The organism is Streptomyces marokkonensis, from assembly GCF_039539045.1.
GTDB classification, from domain to species: domain Bacteria; phylum Actinomycetota; class Actinomycetes; order Streptomycetales; family Streptomycetaceae; genus Streptomyces; species Streptomyces marokkonensis.
Map to the genome: position 1 here is coordinate 1 of NZ_BAABCQ010000011.1, position 17,469 is coordinate 17,469.

Annotated in this window: 11 protein-coding genes; 4 read left to right on the plus strand and 7 right to left on the minus strand. The window is 72.5% G+C overall.

All coding sequences use genetic code 11. The features are described 5' to 3' along the window. From ABEA26_RS04250 to ABEA26_RS04265, 4 genes are all read right to left on the minus strand, one after another. Window positions 1–481: Tat pathway signal sequence domain protein (locus tag ABEA26_RS04250; protein WP_345589336.1), on the minus strand; the 481-nt coding region annotated here is incomplete at its 3' end. Next, the gene (locus tag ABEA26_RS04255; RefSeq protein ID WP_345589337.1) at window positions 478–927 is read right to left on the minus strand and encodes a hypothetical protein; all 450 of its coding nucleotides are present in this window, start codon (window positions 925–927) and stop codon (window positions 478–480) included. The genes ABEA26_RS04255 and ABEA26_RS04250, both read right to left, overlap by 4 nt. A 289-nt stretch (window positions 928–1,216) precedes the next feature. Continuing rightward, the gene (locus tag ABEA26_RS04260; RefSeq protein WP_345589338.1) at window positions 1,217–1,705 is read right to left on the minus strand and encodes a PaaI family thioesterase; all 489 of its coding nucleotides are present in this window, start codon (window positions 1,703–1,705) and stop codon (window positions 1,217–1,219) included. A 79-nt stretch (window positions 1,706–1,784) separates the two neighbouring features. Continuing rightward, a complete protein-coding gene (locus ABEA26_RS04265) occupies window positions 1,785–4,088 on the minus strand; it encodes an FdhF/YdeP family oxidoreductase (RefSeq protein ID WP_345589339.1) in 2,304 nt (767 codons plus the stop codon). A 280-nt stretch (window positions 4,089–4,368) separates the two neighbouring features. Between ABEA26_RS04265 and polA the strand changes: the two genes are divergently transcribed. Further along, complete coding sequence (polA, locus tag ABEA26_RS04270; RefSeq protein ID WP_345589340.1) at window positions 4,369–7,095, plus strand: DNA polymerase I; 2,727 nt, start codon at window positions 4,369–4,371, stop codon at window positions 7,093–7,095. 702 nt (window positions 7,096–7,797) lie between these two features. Here polA and ABEA26_RS04275 read toward each other — a convergent pair. After that, window positions 7,798–8,652 (minus strand): DUF4184 family protein, encoded by an 855-nt coding sequence (locus ABEA26_RS04275; protein WP_345589341.1) that lies wholly within the window; start codon window positions 8,650–8,652, stop codon window positions 7,798–7,800. Between the two features lie 238 nt (window positions 8,653–8,890). On the opposite strand from ABEA26_RS04275, the gene ABEA26_RS04280 reads away from it, so the two are divergent. Continuing rightward, on the plus strand, window positions 8,891–10,747 hold the full coding sequence (locus tag ABEA26_RS04280; RefSeq protein ID WP_345589343.1) for a lytic transglycosylase domain-containing protein: 1,857 nt from the start codon (window positions 8,891–8,893) through the stop codon (window positions 10,745–10,747). Between the two features lie 141 nt (window positions 10,748–10,888). Here ABEA26_RS04280 and hrpB read toward each other — a convergent pair whose 3' ends face one another. Both hrpB and ABEA26_RS04290 read right to left on the minus strand, forming a co-directional pair. Beyond that, on the minus strand, window positions 10,889–13,387 hold the full coding sequence (hrpB, locus tag ABEA26_RS04285) for an ATP-dependent helicase HrpB (protein WP_345589345.1): 2,499 nt from the start codon (window positions 13,385–13,387) through the stop codon (window positions 10,889–10,891). Between the two features lie 95 nt (window positions 13,388–13,482). Beyond that, the gene (locus tag ABEA26_RS04290; protein WP_345589347.1) at window positions 13,483–14,391 is read right to left on the minus strand and encodes a class I SAM-dependent methyltransferase; all 909 of its coding nucleotides are present in this window, start codon (window positions 14,389–14,391) and stop codon (window positions 13,483–13,485) included. 291 nt (window positions 14,392–14,682) lie between these two features. Between ABEA26_RS04290 and rpsA the strand changes: the two genes are divergently transcribed. Both rpsA and ABEA26_RS04300 read left to right on the plus strand, forming a co-directional pair. After that, a complete protein-coding gene (rpsA, locus tag ABEA26_RS04295) occupies window positions 14,683–16,203 on the plus strand; it encodes a 30S ribosomal protein S1 (protein ID WP_345589349.1) in 1,521 nt (506 codons plus the stop codon). A gap of 196 nt (window positions 16,204–16,399) precedes the next feature. After that, window positions 16,400–17,338, plus strand: coding sequence for a PAC2 family protein (locus ABEA26_RS04300; RefSeq protein WP_345589351.1), 939 nt, complete (start codon window positions 16,400–16,402; stop codon window positions 17,336–17,338). The last annotated feature ends 131 nt before the right edge of the window (window positions 17,339–17,469 follow it).

The window sequence follows — 17,469 nt, forward strand, 5'->3', positions numbered from 1 at the left end:
CGGGGTTCCGCGGTGTTTTATCGCATTCCGTCACCCGCACCGTCAGGATGATCTTGCGGGCGGAATGCGTCTTTGTCTGGAAAGGTGCCGCGGGTGACGACGTCATGGAGAGGCCGTCGTAGGGCTGGGTCAGCCCCGTCACGGTGACGTGCGGTCCGGACCGCACGCTCAGCCGCACCGCGAAGCTGAAGCTGCCGGGACCGGCGCCGCCGGGGCCGGGCACCGCGTCCAGGTAGTCGAGGTCGACCGCCTGGGAGGCCGGCGGCGGTGGGGGAGTCGGCGGCTTTTGCGGCCGGTCGGCGTACAGGTAGCCGCCGCCCGCCAGGACGACGAGTGCCGCGGCGGCCGTGAGGACGGTCGGGCGGTGGCGGGCGTAGTACCCGGCGGGACGTCCGCGCGGCCGGGCACGGGGCGGGGTGGCGTGCGGGGTGTCCCAGGCGCGGGTGCCCTCGCCCGGCTCGACGGGCCCCGTGCCGCTCACTGCCGCGGGCCGTCGCTCGGACCGCCCCCGCGGTACTGTTCGACGCACGCCGCGCGCACCTGGCGGTCGGTCAGCTCCTGGGCGGCCCGGACGCCCTGCTCGCGCTTCGTGGCCCGCGCGGCGCCCACGACCTTCCGCAGGATGTCGTACTGGCGGTTGGACAGTCCCATCGACTGGTGGTCGCCGTGGGGTTCGCGGCCGTGCAGCGTTTGGCGTGCCCAGTACGCGACGGTGCTCGTGCACAACTCGGCCGGGGACGGGGTGCGTCGGCCCGCCGTCGGCGCGCTCGCTCCGGTGGCGGCACCGGGACCGGCCTCGTCGGCGCCTGGGTTGCCGTTGCCGCAGGCTGTCGCCAGGGCCGCGGCCGGCGGCGTCGGTGCGAACAGGATCAGTGCGGGCGCGATCCGTCCATGCGCGATGCGTGCGGGCGCGACCCGCCGGGGCATGGCGTGTGCGAGCGTGAGACGTGCGTGCGTGGCGCGTGCGTGCGTGGCGCGTCCGGGCGCAAGCCGTGTGGGCGTGAACCGTGCGGGCGTGAACCGGAACCGCCGAGCCGTCGCCCCCGGCCTGGGGGCCCCTCCCCGTCCCATGCCCCGAAGCTAGAGCGCCGGGTGGCCGGCGGCAATGGCCGTGGCCGGGAGCGACAGGGTGACCGGGGACGGTGAGGCGGCCGGGGGCGATGAGGCGGCCGGAGCGGGAGCAGGCCGGGCGATCTCGCGCCCGGCGGTACGCCGCTCAGCCCGTCGTGCCGGCCGGTGCCCCGTCGCCGGGGTTCACGTCCCGCAGCAGACAGGTCAGCCGGGCGGTGCACACCCGCCGGTCCTGCTCGTCGCTGATCACGATCTCGTACGTCGCCGTCGACCGGCCCCGGTGTACCGGCGTGGCCACCCCGGTGACCAGACCGGAGCGGGCTCCGCGGTGGTGGGTGCAGTTCAGGTCGACGCCGACGGCGATCTTGGAGGCGCCGCCGTGCAGCATCGAGCCGACCGACCCGAGCGTCTCGGCCAGCACCGCGGAGGCGCCGCCGTGCAGCAGCCCGTACGGCTGGGTGTTGCCCTCCACCGGCATGGTGCCGACGACGCGGTCGGCCGACGCCTCGAGGATCTGGACGCCCATGCGCGTCCCGAGGTGTCCGGCGGAGAAGAGCGCGGGCAGGTCGACGCCGAGTGCGGCGTACTCGTCGATGACCTCCTGCGGGAACTGCACCTGCTGCTGCTCGCCCATGGGCCGGCTCCGTTTCGTCGCTCCGTCTGTTCGATCGGCCGGCCGGCCCGGTAGGCCCGCCGGCTGGCTGAGCAAACGCTCAGTCGGTGGCCGATTGTTCCAGACGGACGACGACGGACTTGCTGGCCGGGGTGTTACTGGTGTCCGCCGTGGCGTCCAGCGGCACCAGCACGTTGGTCTCCGGGTAGTACGCCGCCGCGCAGCCCCGGGCCGTCGGGTAGTGCACGACGCGGAAACCGGGCGCCCGCCGCTCCACCCCGTCCTTCCACTCGCTGACCAGGTCGACGTACGAACCGTCCCGGACGTCCAGCGTCCGGGCGTCCTCCGGGTTGACCAGGACGACCCGGCGGCCGTTTTTGATGCCCCGGTAGCGGTCGTCCAGGCCGTAGATCGTGGTGTTGTACTGGTCGTGCGAGCGCAGCGTCTGGAGCAGCAGCCGCCCCTCGGGCAGCTCGGGGTACTCGATCGGCGCGGCGGTGAAGTTGGCCTTGCCGGTGGCCGTCGGGAAACGGCGCTCGTCGCGCGGGGCGTGGGGGAGGGCGAAGCCCCCGGGGTGTGCCACGCGCGCGTTGAAGTCCTCGAAGCCGGGGATGACGCGTCCGACGCGGTCGCGGATCGTCGCGTAGTCCTTCTCGAACTCCTCCCACGGTGTACGGCTGTTCCCGCCCAGTACGCGGCGTGCCAGCCGGCACACGATCGCCGGTTCGGACAGCAGGTGCGGGCTCGCGGGCTCGAGCCGGCCGCGGGAGGCGTGCACCATGCCCATGGAGTCCTCGACGGTGACGAACTGCTCGCCGCCGGCCTGTACGTCGCGTTCGGTGCGGCCCAGGGTCGGCAGGATGAGGGCACGGGCGCCGGTGACGGCGTGCGAGCGGTTCAGCTTCGTCGACACGTGCACGGTGAGGCGGGCGCGGCGCATGGCCGCCTCGGTGACCTCGGTGTCGGGGGAGGCGGAGACGAAGTTGCCGCCCATGGCGAAGAAGACCTTGGCCTCGCCGTCGCGCAGCGCGCGGATGGCGCGTACGACGTCGTAGCCGTGCTCGCGCGGCGGGGCGAAGCCGAACTCCTTCTCCAGGGCGTCCAGGAAGGCGGGCGCGGGGCGTTCGAAGATGCCCATGGTGCGGTCGCCCTGCACGTTGGAGTGGCCGCGCACCGGGCAGACGCCGGCGCCCGGACGGCCGATGTTGCCGCGCAGGAGGAGGAAGTTGACGATTTCGCGGATGGTGGGCACGGAGTGCTTGTGCTGGGTCAGGCCCATCGCCCAGCACACGATGGTGCGCTTGGAGGCGAGCACCATGCGCAGCGCTTCCTCGATCTCCGCGCGGGTGAGGCCGGTCGCCGTGAGTGTCTCGTCCCAGTCGGCGGCGCGGGCGGCCTCGGCGAAGTCCTCGTAGCCGTGGGTGTGTTCCTCGACGAAGGCCTTGTCGACCGCGCCCTCGCCCTCGCCCTCGGTCTCGGTCTCGGTCTCGAGGATCAGCTTGTTGAGCAGTCGGAACAGGGCCTGGTCGCCGCCGAGGCGGATCTGCAGGAACAGGTCGGTGAGTGCGGCGCCCGCGGTGAGTCCCTTGGCGGTCTGCGGGTTCTTGAAGCGCTCCAGGCCGGCTTCGGGCAGCGGGTTGACGCTGATGATCTTGGCGCCGTTGGCCTTGGCGCGCTCCAGGGCGGAGAGCATGCGCGGGTGGTTGGTGCCCGGGTTCTGCCCGGCCACGATGATCAGGTCGGACTTGTGGAGGTCCTCCAGGAGGACGCTGCCCTTGCCGACGCCGATGGTCTCGCCGAGGGCCGAGCCGGACGACTCGTGGCACATGTTGGAGCAGTCCGGCAGGTTGTTGGTGCCGAGCTCGCGCGCGAAGAGCTGGTAGAGGAAGGCGGCCTCGTTGCTGGTGCGGCCGGAGGTGTAGAAGACGGACTCGTCGGGCGAGTCCAGGGCGGCGATCTCCTCGGCGACGATGTCGAAGGCGCGCTCCCAGGTGACCGGTTCGTAGTGCTCGCCGCCCTCGGGGAGGTACACCGGGTGAGTGAGCCGGCCCTGCTGGCCCAGCCAGTAGCCGCTGCGGGTCGCGAGGTCGGTGACGGGGTGCGCGGCGAAGAACTCCGGGGTGCACCGGCGCAGGGTGGCCTCCTCGGCCACGGCCTTCGCGCCGTTCTCGCAGAACTCCGCCTTGTGCCGGTGGTCCGGCTCCGGCCAGGCGCAGCCCGGGCAGTCGAAGCCGTCCTTCTGGTTGACGCTCAGCAGTGTCAGCGCGGTCCGCTTCACGCCCATCTGCCGCTGCGCCATGCGCAGGGTGTGGCCGATGGCGGGGATGCCCGCCGCCGCGTGCTGGGGGTCCGTGACCTGCGGCGCGTCCTGAACCGGATCACCCTTGGGCGGCTTGGTGGCCATCGCGCGCTCCTTCGCGTACACGTGTGAGGTACATCTCCGATCCTCGCACGCCCCGCCGACATCGACGGTGGCCGGGCGGACCGGGTTCCGGGGGCGGTGGTCGCGACGGAAGAGGGCCGGTGCTGTGCCGCGGGCCGGGAGCCAGGCCCTGGGGCGAGGGGTGAAGGGGCGTGGAACCGTGCGGTCGGCTGTGATGTGTCCGCGGCGAGGGGCGGCCGAGCCCGCGCCCCCCGGGCGGGAGCGGGGCGGAGTGTCAGTGGTCCGTGGCAGGATCGGGGACGTGGCCAAGACAGCAGCGAAGAAGACCGACAGCACCTCCGGCGGCGGCCGTCCGCGCCTGATGCTCATGGACGGGCACTCACTGGCGTACCGCGCGTTCTTCGCGCTGCCCGCGGAGAATTTCACGACCGCGACGGGGCAGCCGACCAATGCGATCTACGGCTTCGCGTCGATGCTGGCCAACACGCTGCGCGACGAGACGCCCACGCACTTCGCGGTGGCGTTCGACGTCTCCCGCAAGACCTGGCGGTCCGAGGAGTTCACGGAGTACAAGGCGAACCGCTCCAAGACCCCGGACGAGTTCAAGGGGCAGGTCCAGCTGATCGGCGAGCTCCTCGACGCGATGCACGTCTCCCGTTTCGCCGTCGAGGGCTTCGAGGCGGACGACGTGATCGCCACGCTCGCCACGCAGGCCGAGGCCGAGGGCTTCGACGTGCTGATCGTCACCGGCGACCGGGATTCCTTCCAGCTGGTCAGCGAGCACACCACGGTCCTGTATCCGACCAAGGGCGTCTCCGAGCTGACCCGGTTCACGCCGGAGAAGGTCTTCGAGAAGTACGGGCTGACCCCCGCCCAGTACCCCGACTTCGCCGCGCTGCGCGGCGACCCGTCCGACAACCTGCCGGGTATCCCGGGCGTCGGCGAGAAGACGGCCGCGAAGTGGATCAACCAGTTCGGGTCGTTCGCGGAACTGGTCGAGCGGGTCGACGAGGTCAAGGGCAAGGCCGGGCAGAATCTGCGCGATCACCTGGAGTCCGTCAAGCTCAACCGCCGGCTCACCGAGCTGGAGCGGCGGGTCGAGCTGCCGAAGACGGTCACCGACCTGGAGCGGCCCGCGTACGACCGCAAGGGCGTCGCGGTGATCCTGGACACCCTGGAGATCCGCAATCCTTCCCTGCGGGAGCGGCTCTTCGCCGTCGATCCCGGCGCCGAGGAGGCGGAGGAGACGCCGGTCGTGGCGGACGGCGTGGAGCTGGACGGCACGGTGCTGGGCACGGGTGAGCTGGTCGGCTGGCTCGCCGAGCACGGCACGCGGCCCCTCGGTGTCGCCACGGTCGACTCCTGGGCGCTGGGCAACGGTTCGGTCGCCGAGGTCGCGCTCGCCGCGTCCGACGGTAAGGCCGCCTGGTTCGACCCGTCCGAGCTGGACGAGGCCGACGGGAAGGCGTTGGCGGCCTGGCTGTCCGACACGGACCGGCCGAAGGTCTTCCACAACGCCAAGGGCGCGATGCGCGTCTTCGCCGAGCACGGCTGGAGCGTCGCCGGTGTCGGCATGGACACCGCGCTCGCCGCCTACCTGGTCAAGCCGGGCCGTCGCTCCTTCGACCTGGACGCGCTGTCCCTGGAGTACCTGCACCGCGAGCTGGCCCCCGCCGCGGCGGCCGACGGCCAGCTGGCCTTCGGCGCGGACGAGGGCGCCGAGGCCGAGGCGCTGATGGTGCAGGCCCGCGCGATCCTCGACCTGGGCGAGGCCCTGGAGGGCCGCCTGGCCGACGTCGGCGCCGCGGACCTGCTGGGCGACATGGAGCTGCCCACGTCCGCGCTCCTGGCCCGTATGGAGCGGCACGGCATCGCGGCCGACCGGGCCCATCTGGAGGCCATGGAGCAGATGTTCGCGGGCGCCGTGCAGCAGGCGGTGAAGGAGGCGCACGCCGCGGCCGGGCACGAGTTCAACCTGGGCTCGCCCAAGCAGCTGCAGGAAGTCCTCTTCGGCGAGCTGAATCTTCCCAAGACCAAGAAGACCAAGACCGGCTACACCACCGACGCCGACGCGCTGGCCTGGCTGGCGGCCCAGACCGAGAACGAACTGCCGGTGATCATGCTCCGTCACCGTGAGCAGGCCAAGCTGCGGGTCACGGTCGAGGGCCTGATCAAGACGATCGCCGCGGACGGCCGCATCCACACCACGTTCAACCAGACGGTCGCCGCGACCGGCCGCCTCTCGTCCACGGACCCGAACCTGCAGAACATCCCGGTCCGCACGGACGAGGGACGCGCGATCCGCCGCGGCTTCGTCGTCGGCGAGGGCTTCGAGTCCCTGATGACGGCCGACTACAGCCAGATCGAGCTGCGGGTGATGGCCCACCTGTCCGAGGACGAGGGCCTGACCGAGGCGTTCACCTCGGGCGAGGACCTGCACACCACCGCCGCCGCGCAGGTCTTCTCCGTCGAGCGGTCCGCGGTCGACGCGGAGATGCGCCGCAAGATCAAGGCCATGTCGTACGGCCTGGCGTACGGCCTGTCGGCCTTCGGCCTCTCCCAGCAGCTCAACATCGAGGCCGCCGAGGCCCGCGGACTGATGGACGCCTACTTCGAGCGGTTCGGCGGCGTACGGGACTATCTGCGCCGGGTCGTCGACGAGGCACGGGCGACGGGCTACACGGCGACCCTCTTCGGCCGCCGCCGCTACCTGCCCGACCTCAACAGCGACAACCGCCAGCGCCGCGAGGCGGCCGAACGCATGGCGCTGAACGCCCCGATCCAGGGCACGGCGGCCGACATCGTCAAGATCGCCATGCTCAACGTGGACAAGGCGCTGCGCGAGGCCGGCCTGGCCTCCCGGATGCTGCTCCAGGTCCACGACGAAATCGTCCTGGAGATCGCTCCCGGCGAACGCGCGGCGGCGGAGGAGCTGGTCCGCCGCGAAATGGCGGACGCGGTGCGGCTCAGGGTCCCCCTGGGCGTCTCGGTGGGCGTGGGCCCGGACTGGGAGTCGGCAGCGCACTAGCCTCCGGCGGTCGGCGGTCGGCGGTCGGCGGTCGGCGGTCGGCCTCCGGCAATCAGGCGGTCGGCTCCGGCAGGGGGCGGTCGGTGGTCGGCCGCCAGTGGTCGGCGGCGCGGGGATCGAGGCGATTCCCTGGCCCGGGAGTCGGCAGCGCACCAGCCGTCGGCGGCCGGCGTTCGGGGCCGGGGAGCGGGACGAGTCCCCGGATCGACGCCGTCCTCGTGGCCCCCGCGGGTGACCTCGCCGTGCCGGGGCACGGGACACGGCCGGCACCCGGCCGACGCCCGCGTGCCCCGCTGCCCCGCACGGCCCGTCACTCAGGTGGCCCCCGCGAAAACGCCCCCGCTCCTGTCTCCCGTGAGGATGCGGGCATGGGTATACGCATGCTCCACCACCGGACGACACCGGCACGGGCAAGCACAGACGGACCCGCCCGCGTGCCATTCCTACGGGTTCCGGTCGTCGCACCGGACGCAAGTACCGGCCGCGTCCCCGCCACTGTCACGACGGCCCTGCGCCGCACCGCGGCAGAGCTCCGCCGCGGACTCGCCCACCGGGACCCGACCGCGGCCACCCGGCGCGAGACGCCCGCCTGGAGCATGTGGGCCGACCTGGCCCGCGGCTACCTGGCGCTCGCCCTCACGCTGCTGCCGCGCTCACGCCCCGCACACACCTTCACCGTGTTCGTCGCGCCCGACGACACCCTCAGCGGGCGACCCGGCGGTCCGGCTCCGCACCGACGGCTCCCGGGCTTCCGGGGACCGGAGCCGGACGCCACACCCTGACCCCCACCGCGTACAGCAGCAGCCCCGGGACGAGCCCGGCGCCCGCTCCGAAGCACACCGTCGGGATCAGCTCCCAGGGCTTCGCGACCTCTCCCCAGTAGTCCCACCACCGGGTCGCGCGCTTCACCGCCCCGGCCACCGCACAGCCGCCCAGCAGCGCCCCGGCCCACCACCGGCCCCCTGCCGAGAGGACCGGAACACCCAGTGGCTCCGCCCGGGGCGTCCGGCGCAGTGCCCGCACCAGGAACACGGCGATGACGATCGCGGCCACCGCGGAACCGCCGTACTGGAGGTACCAGTAGAGCGGTGAGCCCGCGATCTCCCGGCCCAGGGCGGGGAACACCCGCATCCCCCAGCGGTCGAGGTGCGTGAACGCGTCCCACACCACGTGTGTCAGCGCCCCCAGGACCGCGGACACGTACCACGACACCATGAGGGAGGCGCGCACCCGCGCGCGGGCGGCGCCGCAGCGCAGCAGGGCGGCGGCGCGTCCCTGCCGGGACCGCGGCAGCAGGGCCACCAGCGGCTCGCGGACCAGCAGCCACAGCCCCACCAGCGTCCAGGCGATGACCACGTCGATGGTGAAGACGCCCGGGAAGGAGTGCGTGACATCACCGAACTCCATCGCCCCGGACAGGAAACTCGCCGCGTAGTAGGTCAGGTCGGGCGCGAAGGACCCGGCCACCAGCACGGCCGGGACCAGCCGTACCCGGCCGGTGCCGTCGCCCCGCACGGCGGGCAGCACTGCGGCGGCATGACTGAGCGTGAAGGGCAACGAGACTCCTCATATGGCCAACCGGTGAAAATCGGGCACGAACGGGTGCCCGTGCAAAGCAAGTTGTCGTAGGGTCGCCTGCGGTACCCGTACTGGTCGAACAGACGAACAACACGCCCGGGAAGTTGCGGTGCAACCATCGTTGCGGACCGGCCGTCACAACAGGTCGGGTACCGCGGCGAGACGGCCGAGGGCCGACGGAGAGGACGCGCGGGCGTCCACGGGAGGGGTTCACTCTATGGCGGCGCATTTCGACAGGAGACTCCGCAAGGCGGCGGTCACCACCACCGTGGCGGCGGTCGCGGTCGCGGCCCTGTCCGCGTCCCAGGCACCCAACGTGACGGCCGACTCCCACGGCAGACGGACCACCGCCGACAACGCGCCCGCGTCCGACACGCCACCCTCGAAGAGTGCCACCGGCAACTCGCCGTACTACACGGACCTGCCGCCGCTCAACAGCCCGAGCCCCGCACCGACCATCGGCACCCCCGCCTCCCGGGGCACCTCCGAGGCGGGCATTCCCGCGACCGTCCTCGACGCCTACAAGAAGGCCGAGTCGGCGCTGCGCCAGTCCAAGCCCGGCTGCAACCTGCCCTGGCAACTCCTCGCGGCCATCGGCAAGGTGGAGTCGGGTCAGGCCCGCGGCGGTCGCGTCACCACCGACGGCACCACCACCAGCCCCATCATCGGCCCACAGCTCGACGGCAACGGCTTCGCGCTCATCAAGGACACCGACAACGGCGTCCACGACGGCAACAGCAGTTACGACAACGCCGTCGGCCCCATGCAGTTCATCCCCTCCACCTGGGCGTGGGCGAGCCGTGACGGCAACGGTGACGGCAAGGAGGACCCCAACAACATCTACGACGCCGCGCTCGCCGCCGGCCATTACCTGTGCCGCTTCGGCTGGGACCTGTCCACGCAGGCAGACCTCAACAAGGCGATCCTCAGCTACAACAACTCGCAGGACTACCTGCGTACGGTCCTGTCGTGGCTGGAGCACTACCGCAAGGGCACCCACGAGATCCCGGACGGCACCGGCACCCTGCCCGTGGACCGCAGCGACGACACCACCGGCGTGACCGGGCCCAGCCCTTCGCCCGGCGGAACCGGCGGAACCGGCGGAACCGGCGGAACCGGCGGAACCACCGGGCCCCAGGCCCCGGGCACGTCGACGCCCGGTCCGGGGAAGCCGGGCAAGCCCACCGGGCCCAGCGAGCCCGACAAGCCCTCGGACCCCGGCACCGTCTCCCCGAGCCCCAACCCGACCGAACCGACCGACCCGGAGACGCCGCCGGAGACCCCGGCCCCGACCCCGACGCCGACCGACACGGTGCACCACCTGGAGAACGCCGGCGCCACGGGGCTCACCGCGATCGCGGGCGACACGTTCGCCAAGAAGATCAGCACCCGCGCCGAGACCAAGAACGGAAAGGCCGTCGGCAAGGTACGGATCCGCTTCACCGTCCTGGGCGACACGGACGCCACCTTCGCCGGCGGCGAGAAGGTCGCCGCGGTCACCACCAACGCCTCCGGAGTGGCCGTCGCGCCCGCGCTGGTGGCGGGTGAGGAGACCGGCGGGTTCACCGTGCGGGCCACCGTCGTCGGCCGCGCCGTCGCCGGCCTGGACTACAAGGCCACCGTCACCGAGCGCGTCGCCGACGCCCTCGTACGCACCGGCGACAGTGCCCTGACCTGCACGCCGGGCGGGGAGTTCGCCGACCGGGTCGCGGTGAAGGCCACGCACAAGGGCGCCGCCGCGGACAGGGTCGCCATCACCGCGACGCTCGTCAAGTCGGTGCTCGGCCCGGCCGAGGACGACAAGGGCCCCTTCTTCAAGGACGCCGACGGCAAGGCGGTCCGCACCCTGACCGGCCTGAAGACCGACGCCAAGGGCCTGCTGACGCTGCCGAAGCTGTACGCGGACGACACCACCGGCACGTTCGTGCTCCGCCTCACCACGGCGGGCGGCGGCACGCTCGACGTCCAGCTGAAGGTCGCCGAGGCCGAGACGGACCCGTCTCCGACCCCGACCCCGTCCACCGACGCCTCGCCCGGCGCGTCCACGGAGCCGTCGACCGAGCCCGGCGCGTAGACGCGGCCGCTGCCCGGACACCCGAGGGCGCCCCACCGCTTCGGCGGTGAGGCGCCCTCGCCACTCATTGACGCAGCCACTCGGTGACTCAGCCGCTCCGTCACTTCCGCCGCTCCGTCACCTCCACCGCTCCGTCACCCCTCACCTCGCGAGCCGCGCCTTCGTGTGCCGTGTCGGCGCCGCTGTGGCCGGGTCCTCGGGCCACGGATGCTTCGGATACCGGCCGCGCAGCTCCGCCCGTACGCCCTTGTAGCCGTCCTTCCAGAAGGAGGCCAGGTCGGCGGTGACCGCGGCCGGGCGGCCGGCCGGGGACAGGAGATGGACGAGGAGCGGCACCCCGGCGATCTCGGGCGTGTGCTGGAGCCCGAACATCTCCTGCAGTTTCACCGCCAGGACCGGCCGGCCGGGATCGCCGTAGTCGATCCGGATCCTGGACCCACTGGGGACGGCGATCCGCTCCGGAGCGAGTTCGTCGAGCCGTGTCGCCTCCCCACCCGCCCACGGCAGCAGCCGCGCCAGGGCCTGCCCGGCGTCGATCCGCGCCAGGTCGGCCCGCCGCCGGGCCCGGCCCAGCTCGGGTTCCAGCCACTCGTCCACGCGCGCGTGCAGTGCCTCGTCACCGACGTCCGGCCAGGGCTCGCCGAGCTGCCGCCGCAGGAAGGCGAGCCGCTTGCGCAGCACGTCCGCGTCGGCCGACCAGCGCAGCAACCCGAGCCCTTCCTGCCGCAGCCCGTCCAGCAGCGCGTTCCGTACGAGACCGGGGCCGGCGTCGGTGAGGGGCCGCACGGTGAGTGCCACGGCCCCGAGCCGTTCGACACGCCGGGCCACGACGTCGCCGTCACCCCAGTGCACCTCTTCCCGCTCCGTCAGCAGCGCCCCCGCCGCGAGCCGGGCCGTCGCCTCGTCGACGGCCGCCCCGAGCTGCACGCGCGCGTGCCCCTTCCCCACGGGCCGGTCGGCCACGGCGACCGCGATCCACGAGGCGCCGCGCAGCGCCGACGACTCCGGCAGCTCGGCCCTGGTACCGGAGACCATCAGATACGAACCGCCGTCCTTCCGGGCCACCCGCTCGGGAAAGGCGAGAGCGGCCACCAGTCCGGCGAGAGCGTCCTCCGTGAGGCCCCGCGTCCGTCGGTCGTCCCCCTCCTCCTCCACGGCGCCCCGCAGCCGCCGTACCTCGCTCCGCCACCGCGCCCCGTAGGCGTCACCCGCACGCCGGGCGGCCCGCAGCGCGGACGCCAGGTCGTCTCCGTACTCCCGCGGCGGTTCCTCACTGAGCAGAGCGACCACCTCGACGACCGCACGCGAGGCGCCCGCGTCGAGCAGTGCCCGTCCCAGCCGCGGACGCAGGCCCAGGCGGGCCAGTCGTACGCCCCGCGCGGTGGCGCGGCCGGCGGGGTCCACCGCGCCCACTGCGGCCAGCACCGACCGGGCCGCCGCCATCGCCCCGCCCGGCGGCGGATCGAGCAGCGCGAGCCCGGACGCGTCCGGGTCGCCCCAGCATGCCGCCTGGAGCGCGAACGCCGTCAGGTCGGCCGCCTTGATCTCCGGCGCCGGGAACTGCGGCAGACGGGCGTCCTCCGCCTCCGTCCAGCATCGGTACACCGCACCCGGCGCCTCACGCCCCGCCCGCCCGGCCCGCTGTCGTGCCGCCGCCCGCGAGGCGCGGACCGTCGTCAGGGCGCTCAGCCCGCGCGCGTGGTCCACCCGTGGCTCCCGTGCCAGCCCCGCGTCCACGACCACCCGCACGCCCGGAACCGTCAGCGACGACTCGGCCACCGCGGTCGCCAGCGCCACCCGGCGGCGCGACCCGGGGGCCAGCACAGCGTCCTGCACGGCCGCCGGTGCCCGTCCGTGCACCTGGAGCACGTCGACGCCCGCGGGACTTCCCAGCTGTCCGGCTACCCGGGTGATCTCCCCGACGCCCGGCAGGAAACACAGCACGTCCCCGTCCCGTTCCGCCAGCGCCCGCCGTACCACCGACGCCACGTGCGCGAGCAGCGCCGGGTCCACCCGCATCCCGTGCGGCGGCCGTACCGGACGCGCGGGCGGGGCCCACACCACCTCCACGGGGTGCGACACCCCCTCCGCCTCGACGACCGGCGCCCCGCCCAGCAGCCGGGCCCAGCCCTGCGCGTCGGTCGTCGCCGAGGCGGCCACCAGCCGCAGCTCCGGCCGCAGCGTCTGCCGCACGTCCCACAGGAACGCCGCCGTCGTGTCCGCGTCCAGATGCCGCTCGTGGCATTCGTCGAGCACCACCACGTCGACGCCCGTCAGCTCCTGGTCCCGCTGGAGCCGCTGCAACAGCACACCGGTCGTGACGACCTCCACGCGCGTGGACCTTCCCACGACCCGCTCCCCGCGCACGGTGTACCCGACGCTCGCGCCGGGCTTCTCGCCCAGCAGCCACGCCATGCGCCGGGCCGCCGCCCGTGCCGCGATCCGCCGCGGCTCCGCCACGACCACACGCCGCGCGGGGCCCTCGCCCAGCAGCCCGGCCAGCGCGAGCGGCACCAGCGTCGTCTTGCCGGTCCCGGGCGGCGCGACCAGCACCGCGGTGCCGTGCCCCTCCAGGGCGTCGTGCAGCGCGGGCAGGGCACCGCGTACGGGCAGGGCGTCCAGGGCGTCGTAACGGATCACGCCCCCAGTGTCGTACGCCGGCGAGAACACCCTCCACGCGCGCGTGCCCGAACAAGCCCTCCACGCGCGCGTGCGCAACGAAAGCGGACGCGGACTCAGTCGCGCTCGCACACGAAGATCGCCGTGCCCGGGATGAGATGTCCGCGCAGTGGCGACCAGCCGCCCCACTCGGAGGTGTTCCATTCCGGCCACTCCGGCTCCACCAGGTCCACCAGCCGGAAGCCCGACGTCACGACGTCCCGGACGCGGTCGCCGAGCGTCCTGTGGTGCTCGACGTACACCGCGAGGCCCTCGTCGTCCTGCTCGACGTACGGCGTGCGGTCGAAGTAGGAGGCGGACACCGACAGCCCCTCCGGGCCCGGCTCGTCCGGGAACGCCCAGCGCAGCGGGTGCGTGACGGAGAAGACGAAACGGCCCCCGGGCCGCAGCACCCGGCGCACCTCCCGCAGTACCAGGCGCGGGTCGGCGACGAAGGGCAGCGCCCCGTACGCCGAGCAGGCGAGGTCGAAGGAGCCGTCCGCGAAGGGCAGCACGGCGGCGTCGGCACAGACCAGGGGGACGGTGCCGCCGATGCGCAGGGCGTGCTGGAGCTGACGGTGGGAGAGGTCCAGGGCCACCGGACGGGCACCCTGGGCGGTCAGCCAGCGCGAGCACTGGGCGGCGCCGGCGCCGATCTCCAGGACGTCCTTGCCCTTCAGGTCCTCCGGTGGGCCGAGCAGCTCGGCCTCCACCTCGTCCAGGCCCTCGGGGCACCACACGAAGCGGTCGTCGCCGAGGAAGGTGCCGTGCTCGACCTGGTACTCGTCCGCGTTCCGGTCCCACCAGCCACGGTTGGCGCGGGAGCTCTCCGTGACACCGGCGGCACGCCGGGTGGCTTCGGGCTCGGCCTCTGTGGCTTCGAACGTCTCGGGCTCTTGGATGACCGGCTCCCTGATATTAGTCTGCGGGCTCTTTCCGTGCCGCCTGCCCCGCGTGTCACGCAAGGGCCGTACGGGGGTCCGCATGGCCTCGGGAGACGGCTTTTGTGCCGGGTATGCGACGATCCGCCCCGGGTGTGCGGCTTCGCGCATTGACCCCGCCCGGCTGCCCCCGTATGCTACAAGTTGCGCTGCGGGCCTGCGCACCTCAGACGTAGCAGGTCGCGCTCGCATCTGTTGTATGTCCCCTCGGTTCTCGAGGTGTCACTCCTGGTTTGGGTGACGCTTCCTTGGCTGTCCGGCTTCTGCAGAGCGAAACGGGCTCCCGGCGTAAGCAGTACCTACGACTTCAATGTCCGTACCGGAGCCCTTTCCCACATGACGAGCAGCACCGAGACCACCGCCACCACCCCGCAGGTTGCGGTCAACGACATCGGTAACGAGGAAGCTTTCCTCGCCGCGATCGACGAAACGATCAAGTACTTCAACGACGGCGACATCGTCGACGGCGTCATCGTGAAGGTCGACCGGGACGAGGTCCTGCTCGACATCGGTTACAAGACCGAAGGTGTCATCCCGAGCCGCGAGCTCTCGATCAAGCACGACGTCGACCCCAACGAGGTCGTCGCCGTAGGTGACGAGATCGAGGCCCTTGTTCTCCAGAAGGAGGACAAGGAAGGCCGCCTGATCCTCTCGAAGAAGCGCGCCCAGTACGAGCGGGCCTGGGGCACGATCGAGAAGATCAAGGAAGAGGACGGCATCGTCACCGGTACCGTCATCGAGGTCGTCAAGGGTGGTCTCATCCTCGACATCGGCCTCCGCGGCTTCCTCCCGGCCTCCCTGGTCGAGATGCGCCGTGTCCGCGACCTCCAGCCCTACGTGGGCAAGGAGCTCGAGGCGAAGATCATCGAGCTGGACAAGAACCGCAACAACGTGGTCCTGTCCCGCCGTGCCTGGCTCGAGCAGACCCAGTCCGAGGTCCGCCAGACGTTCCTCACGACCCTCCAGAAGGGTCAGGTCCGTTCCGGCGTCGTCTCCTCGATCGTCAACTTCGGTGCCTTCGTGGACCTGGGCGGCGTCGACGGCCTGGTGCACGTCTCCGAGCTGTCCTGGAAGCACATCGACCACCCCTCCGAGGTTGTCGAGGTCGGCCAGGAGGTCACCGTCGAGGTCCTCGACGTCGACATGGACCGCGAGCGTGTCTCCCTGTCGCTGAAGGCGACCCAGGAAGACCCGTGGCAGCAGTTCGCCCGCACCCACCAGATCGGCCAGGTCGTGCCCGGCAAGGTCACGAAGCTGGTGCCGTTCGGTGCGTTCGTCCGCGTGGACGAGGGCATCGAGGGTCTGGTCCACATCTCCGAGCTGGCCGAGCGCCACGTGGAGATCCCGGAGCAGGTCGTCCAGGTCAACGACGAGATCTTCGTCAAGGTCATCGACATCGACCTCGAGCGTCGTCGCATCAGCCTCTCGCTGAAGCAGGCCAACGAGGCCTTCGGTGCCGACCCGTCGGTGGTCGAGTTCGACCCGACCCTGTACGGCATGGCCGCGTCGTACGACGACCAGGGCAACTACATCTACCCCGAGGGCTTCGACCCCGAGACCAACGACTGGCTCGAGGGCTACGAGACCCAGCGCGAGGCGTGGGAGACCCAGTACGCCGAGGCGCAGACCCGCTTCGAGCAGCACCAGGCGCAGGTCATCAAGTCCCGCGAGGCGGACGAGAAGGCCGCTGCCGAGGGTGTCGACACCGCGGGTGCGGCTCCGGCCGCGTCCGGTGGCAGCGGTGGCGGCGGTGGAGGCGGCTCGTACTCCTCCGAGGGCGGCGACAACTCCGGCGCCCTGGCGTCGGACGAGGCGCTGGCCGCGCTGCGCGAGAAGCTGGCCGGCGGCCAGAGCTGATCGCAGGCTGAGCAGGAGCTCCTCATCGAGCGTCAGCTCGTGAGCCGAGGGCCCGTACCCTTCCCGGGGTGCGGGCCCTCGGCGTGTTGGCGGCCGCCTGTCGTCCGTCTGTTCGCCCTGTTCGACGGACGTCCGGGGAATGCCCGGGCCGGGACCCTTGTTGTGCAGTACGAACACGAGGAGGGGAGCGGTCACTGTGCTTGATCCGCAGGGTTTGTACGCATGGGAGCCGAAGGGCTTGGCCGTCGTCGACATGGCACTCGCCCAGGAGTCGGCCGGACTGGTCATGCTCTACCACTTCGACGGATACATCGACGCCGGCGAGACCGGCGACCAGATCGTCGACCAGGTGCTCGACTCGCTGCCCCATCAGGTCGTCGCCCGCTTCGACCACGACCGGCTCGTGGACTACCGGGCGCGCCGGCCGCTGCTGACCTTCAAGCAGGACTCCTGGACGGACTACGAGGAACCCGCCATCGAGGTGCGGGTCGTCCAGGACGCCACCGGAGCACCCTTCCTGCTGCTCTCGGGCCCCGAGCCGGACATCGAATGGGAGCGCTTCGCCGCGGCCGTACAGCAGATCGTCGAGCGGCTCGGCGTCCGCCTCGCGGTCAGCTTCCACGGCATCCCCATGGGCGTCCCGCACACCCGCCCCGTCGGCATCACCCCGCACGGCAACCGCACCGACCTGGTGCCGGGCCACCGCAGCCCCTTCGAGGAGGCGCAGGTCCCCGGCAGTGCCGAGGCGCTCGTCGAGTACCGGCTCATGCAGGCCGGCCACGAGGTGCTCGGCGTCGCCGCGCACGTCCCGCACTACATCGCCCGTTCCCCGTACCCGGACGCGGCGCTGACCGTCCTGGAGTCGATCACCGCGGCGACCGGCCTGGTCCTGCCGGGCGTCGCGCACTCCCTGCGCACGGACGCCCACCGCACCCAGACGGAGATCGACCGGCAGATCCAGGAGGGCGACGAGGAACTGACCGCCCTCATCCAGGGCCTGGAGCACCAGTACGACGCCGCCGCGGGCGCCGAGACCCGCGGCAACATGCTCGCCGAGCCCGTCGAGATCCCGTCGGCGGACGAGATCGGCCGCGAGTTCGAACGGTTCCTGGCGGAGCGGGAGGGCGAGGGCTGACGGAGTGCCCTGCTGGGCGGGGCGACGGCGGACGTACGCCGCGCTGCGGGGCGGGGCGTACGTACGCCGCGCTGCGGGGCGGGGCGGACGTACGCGGCCCCGCGAGGTGGGGCGCCGTCCGACGTCGCCCC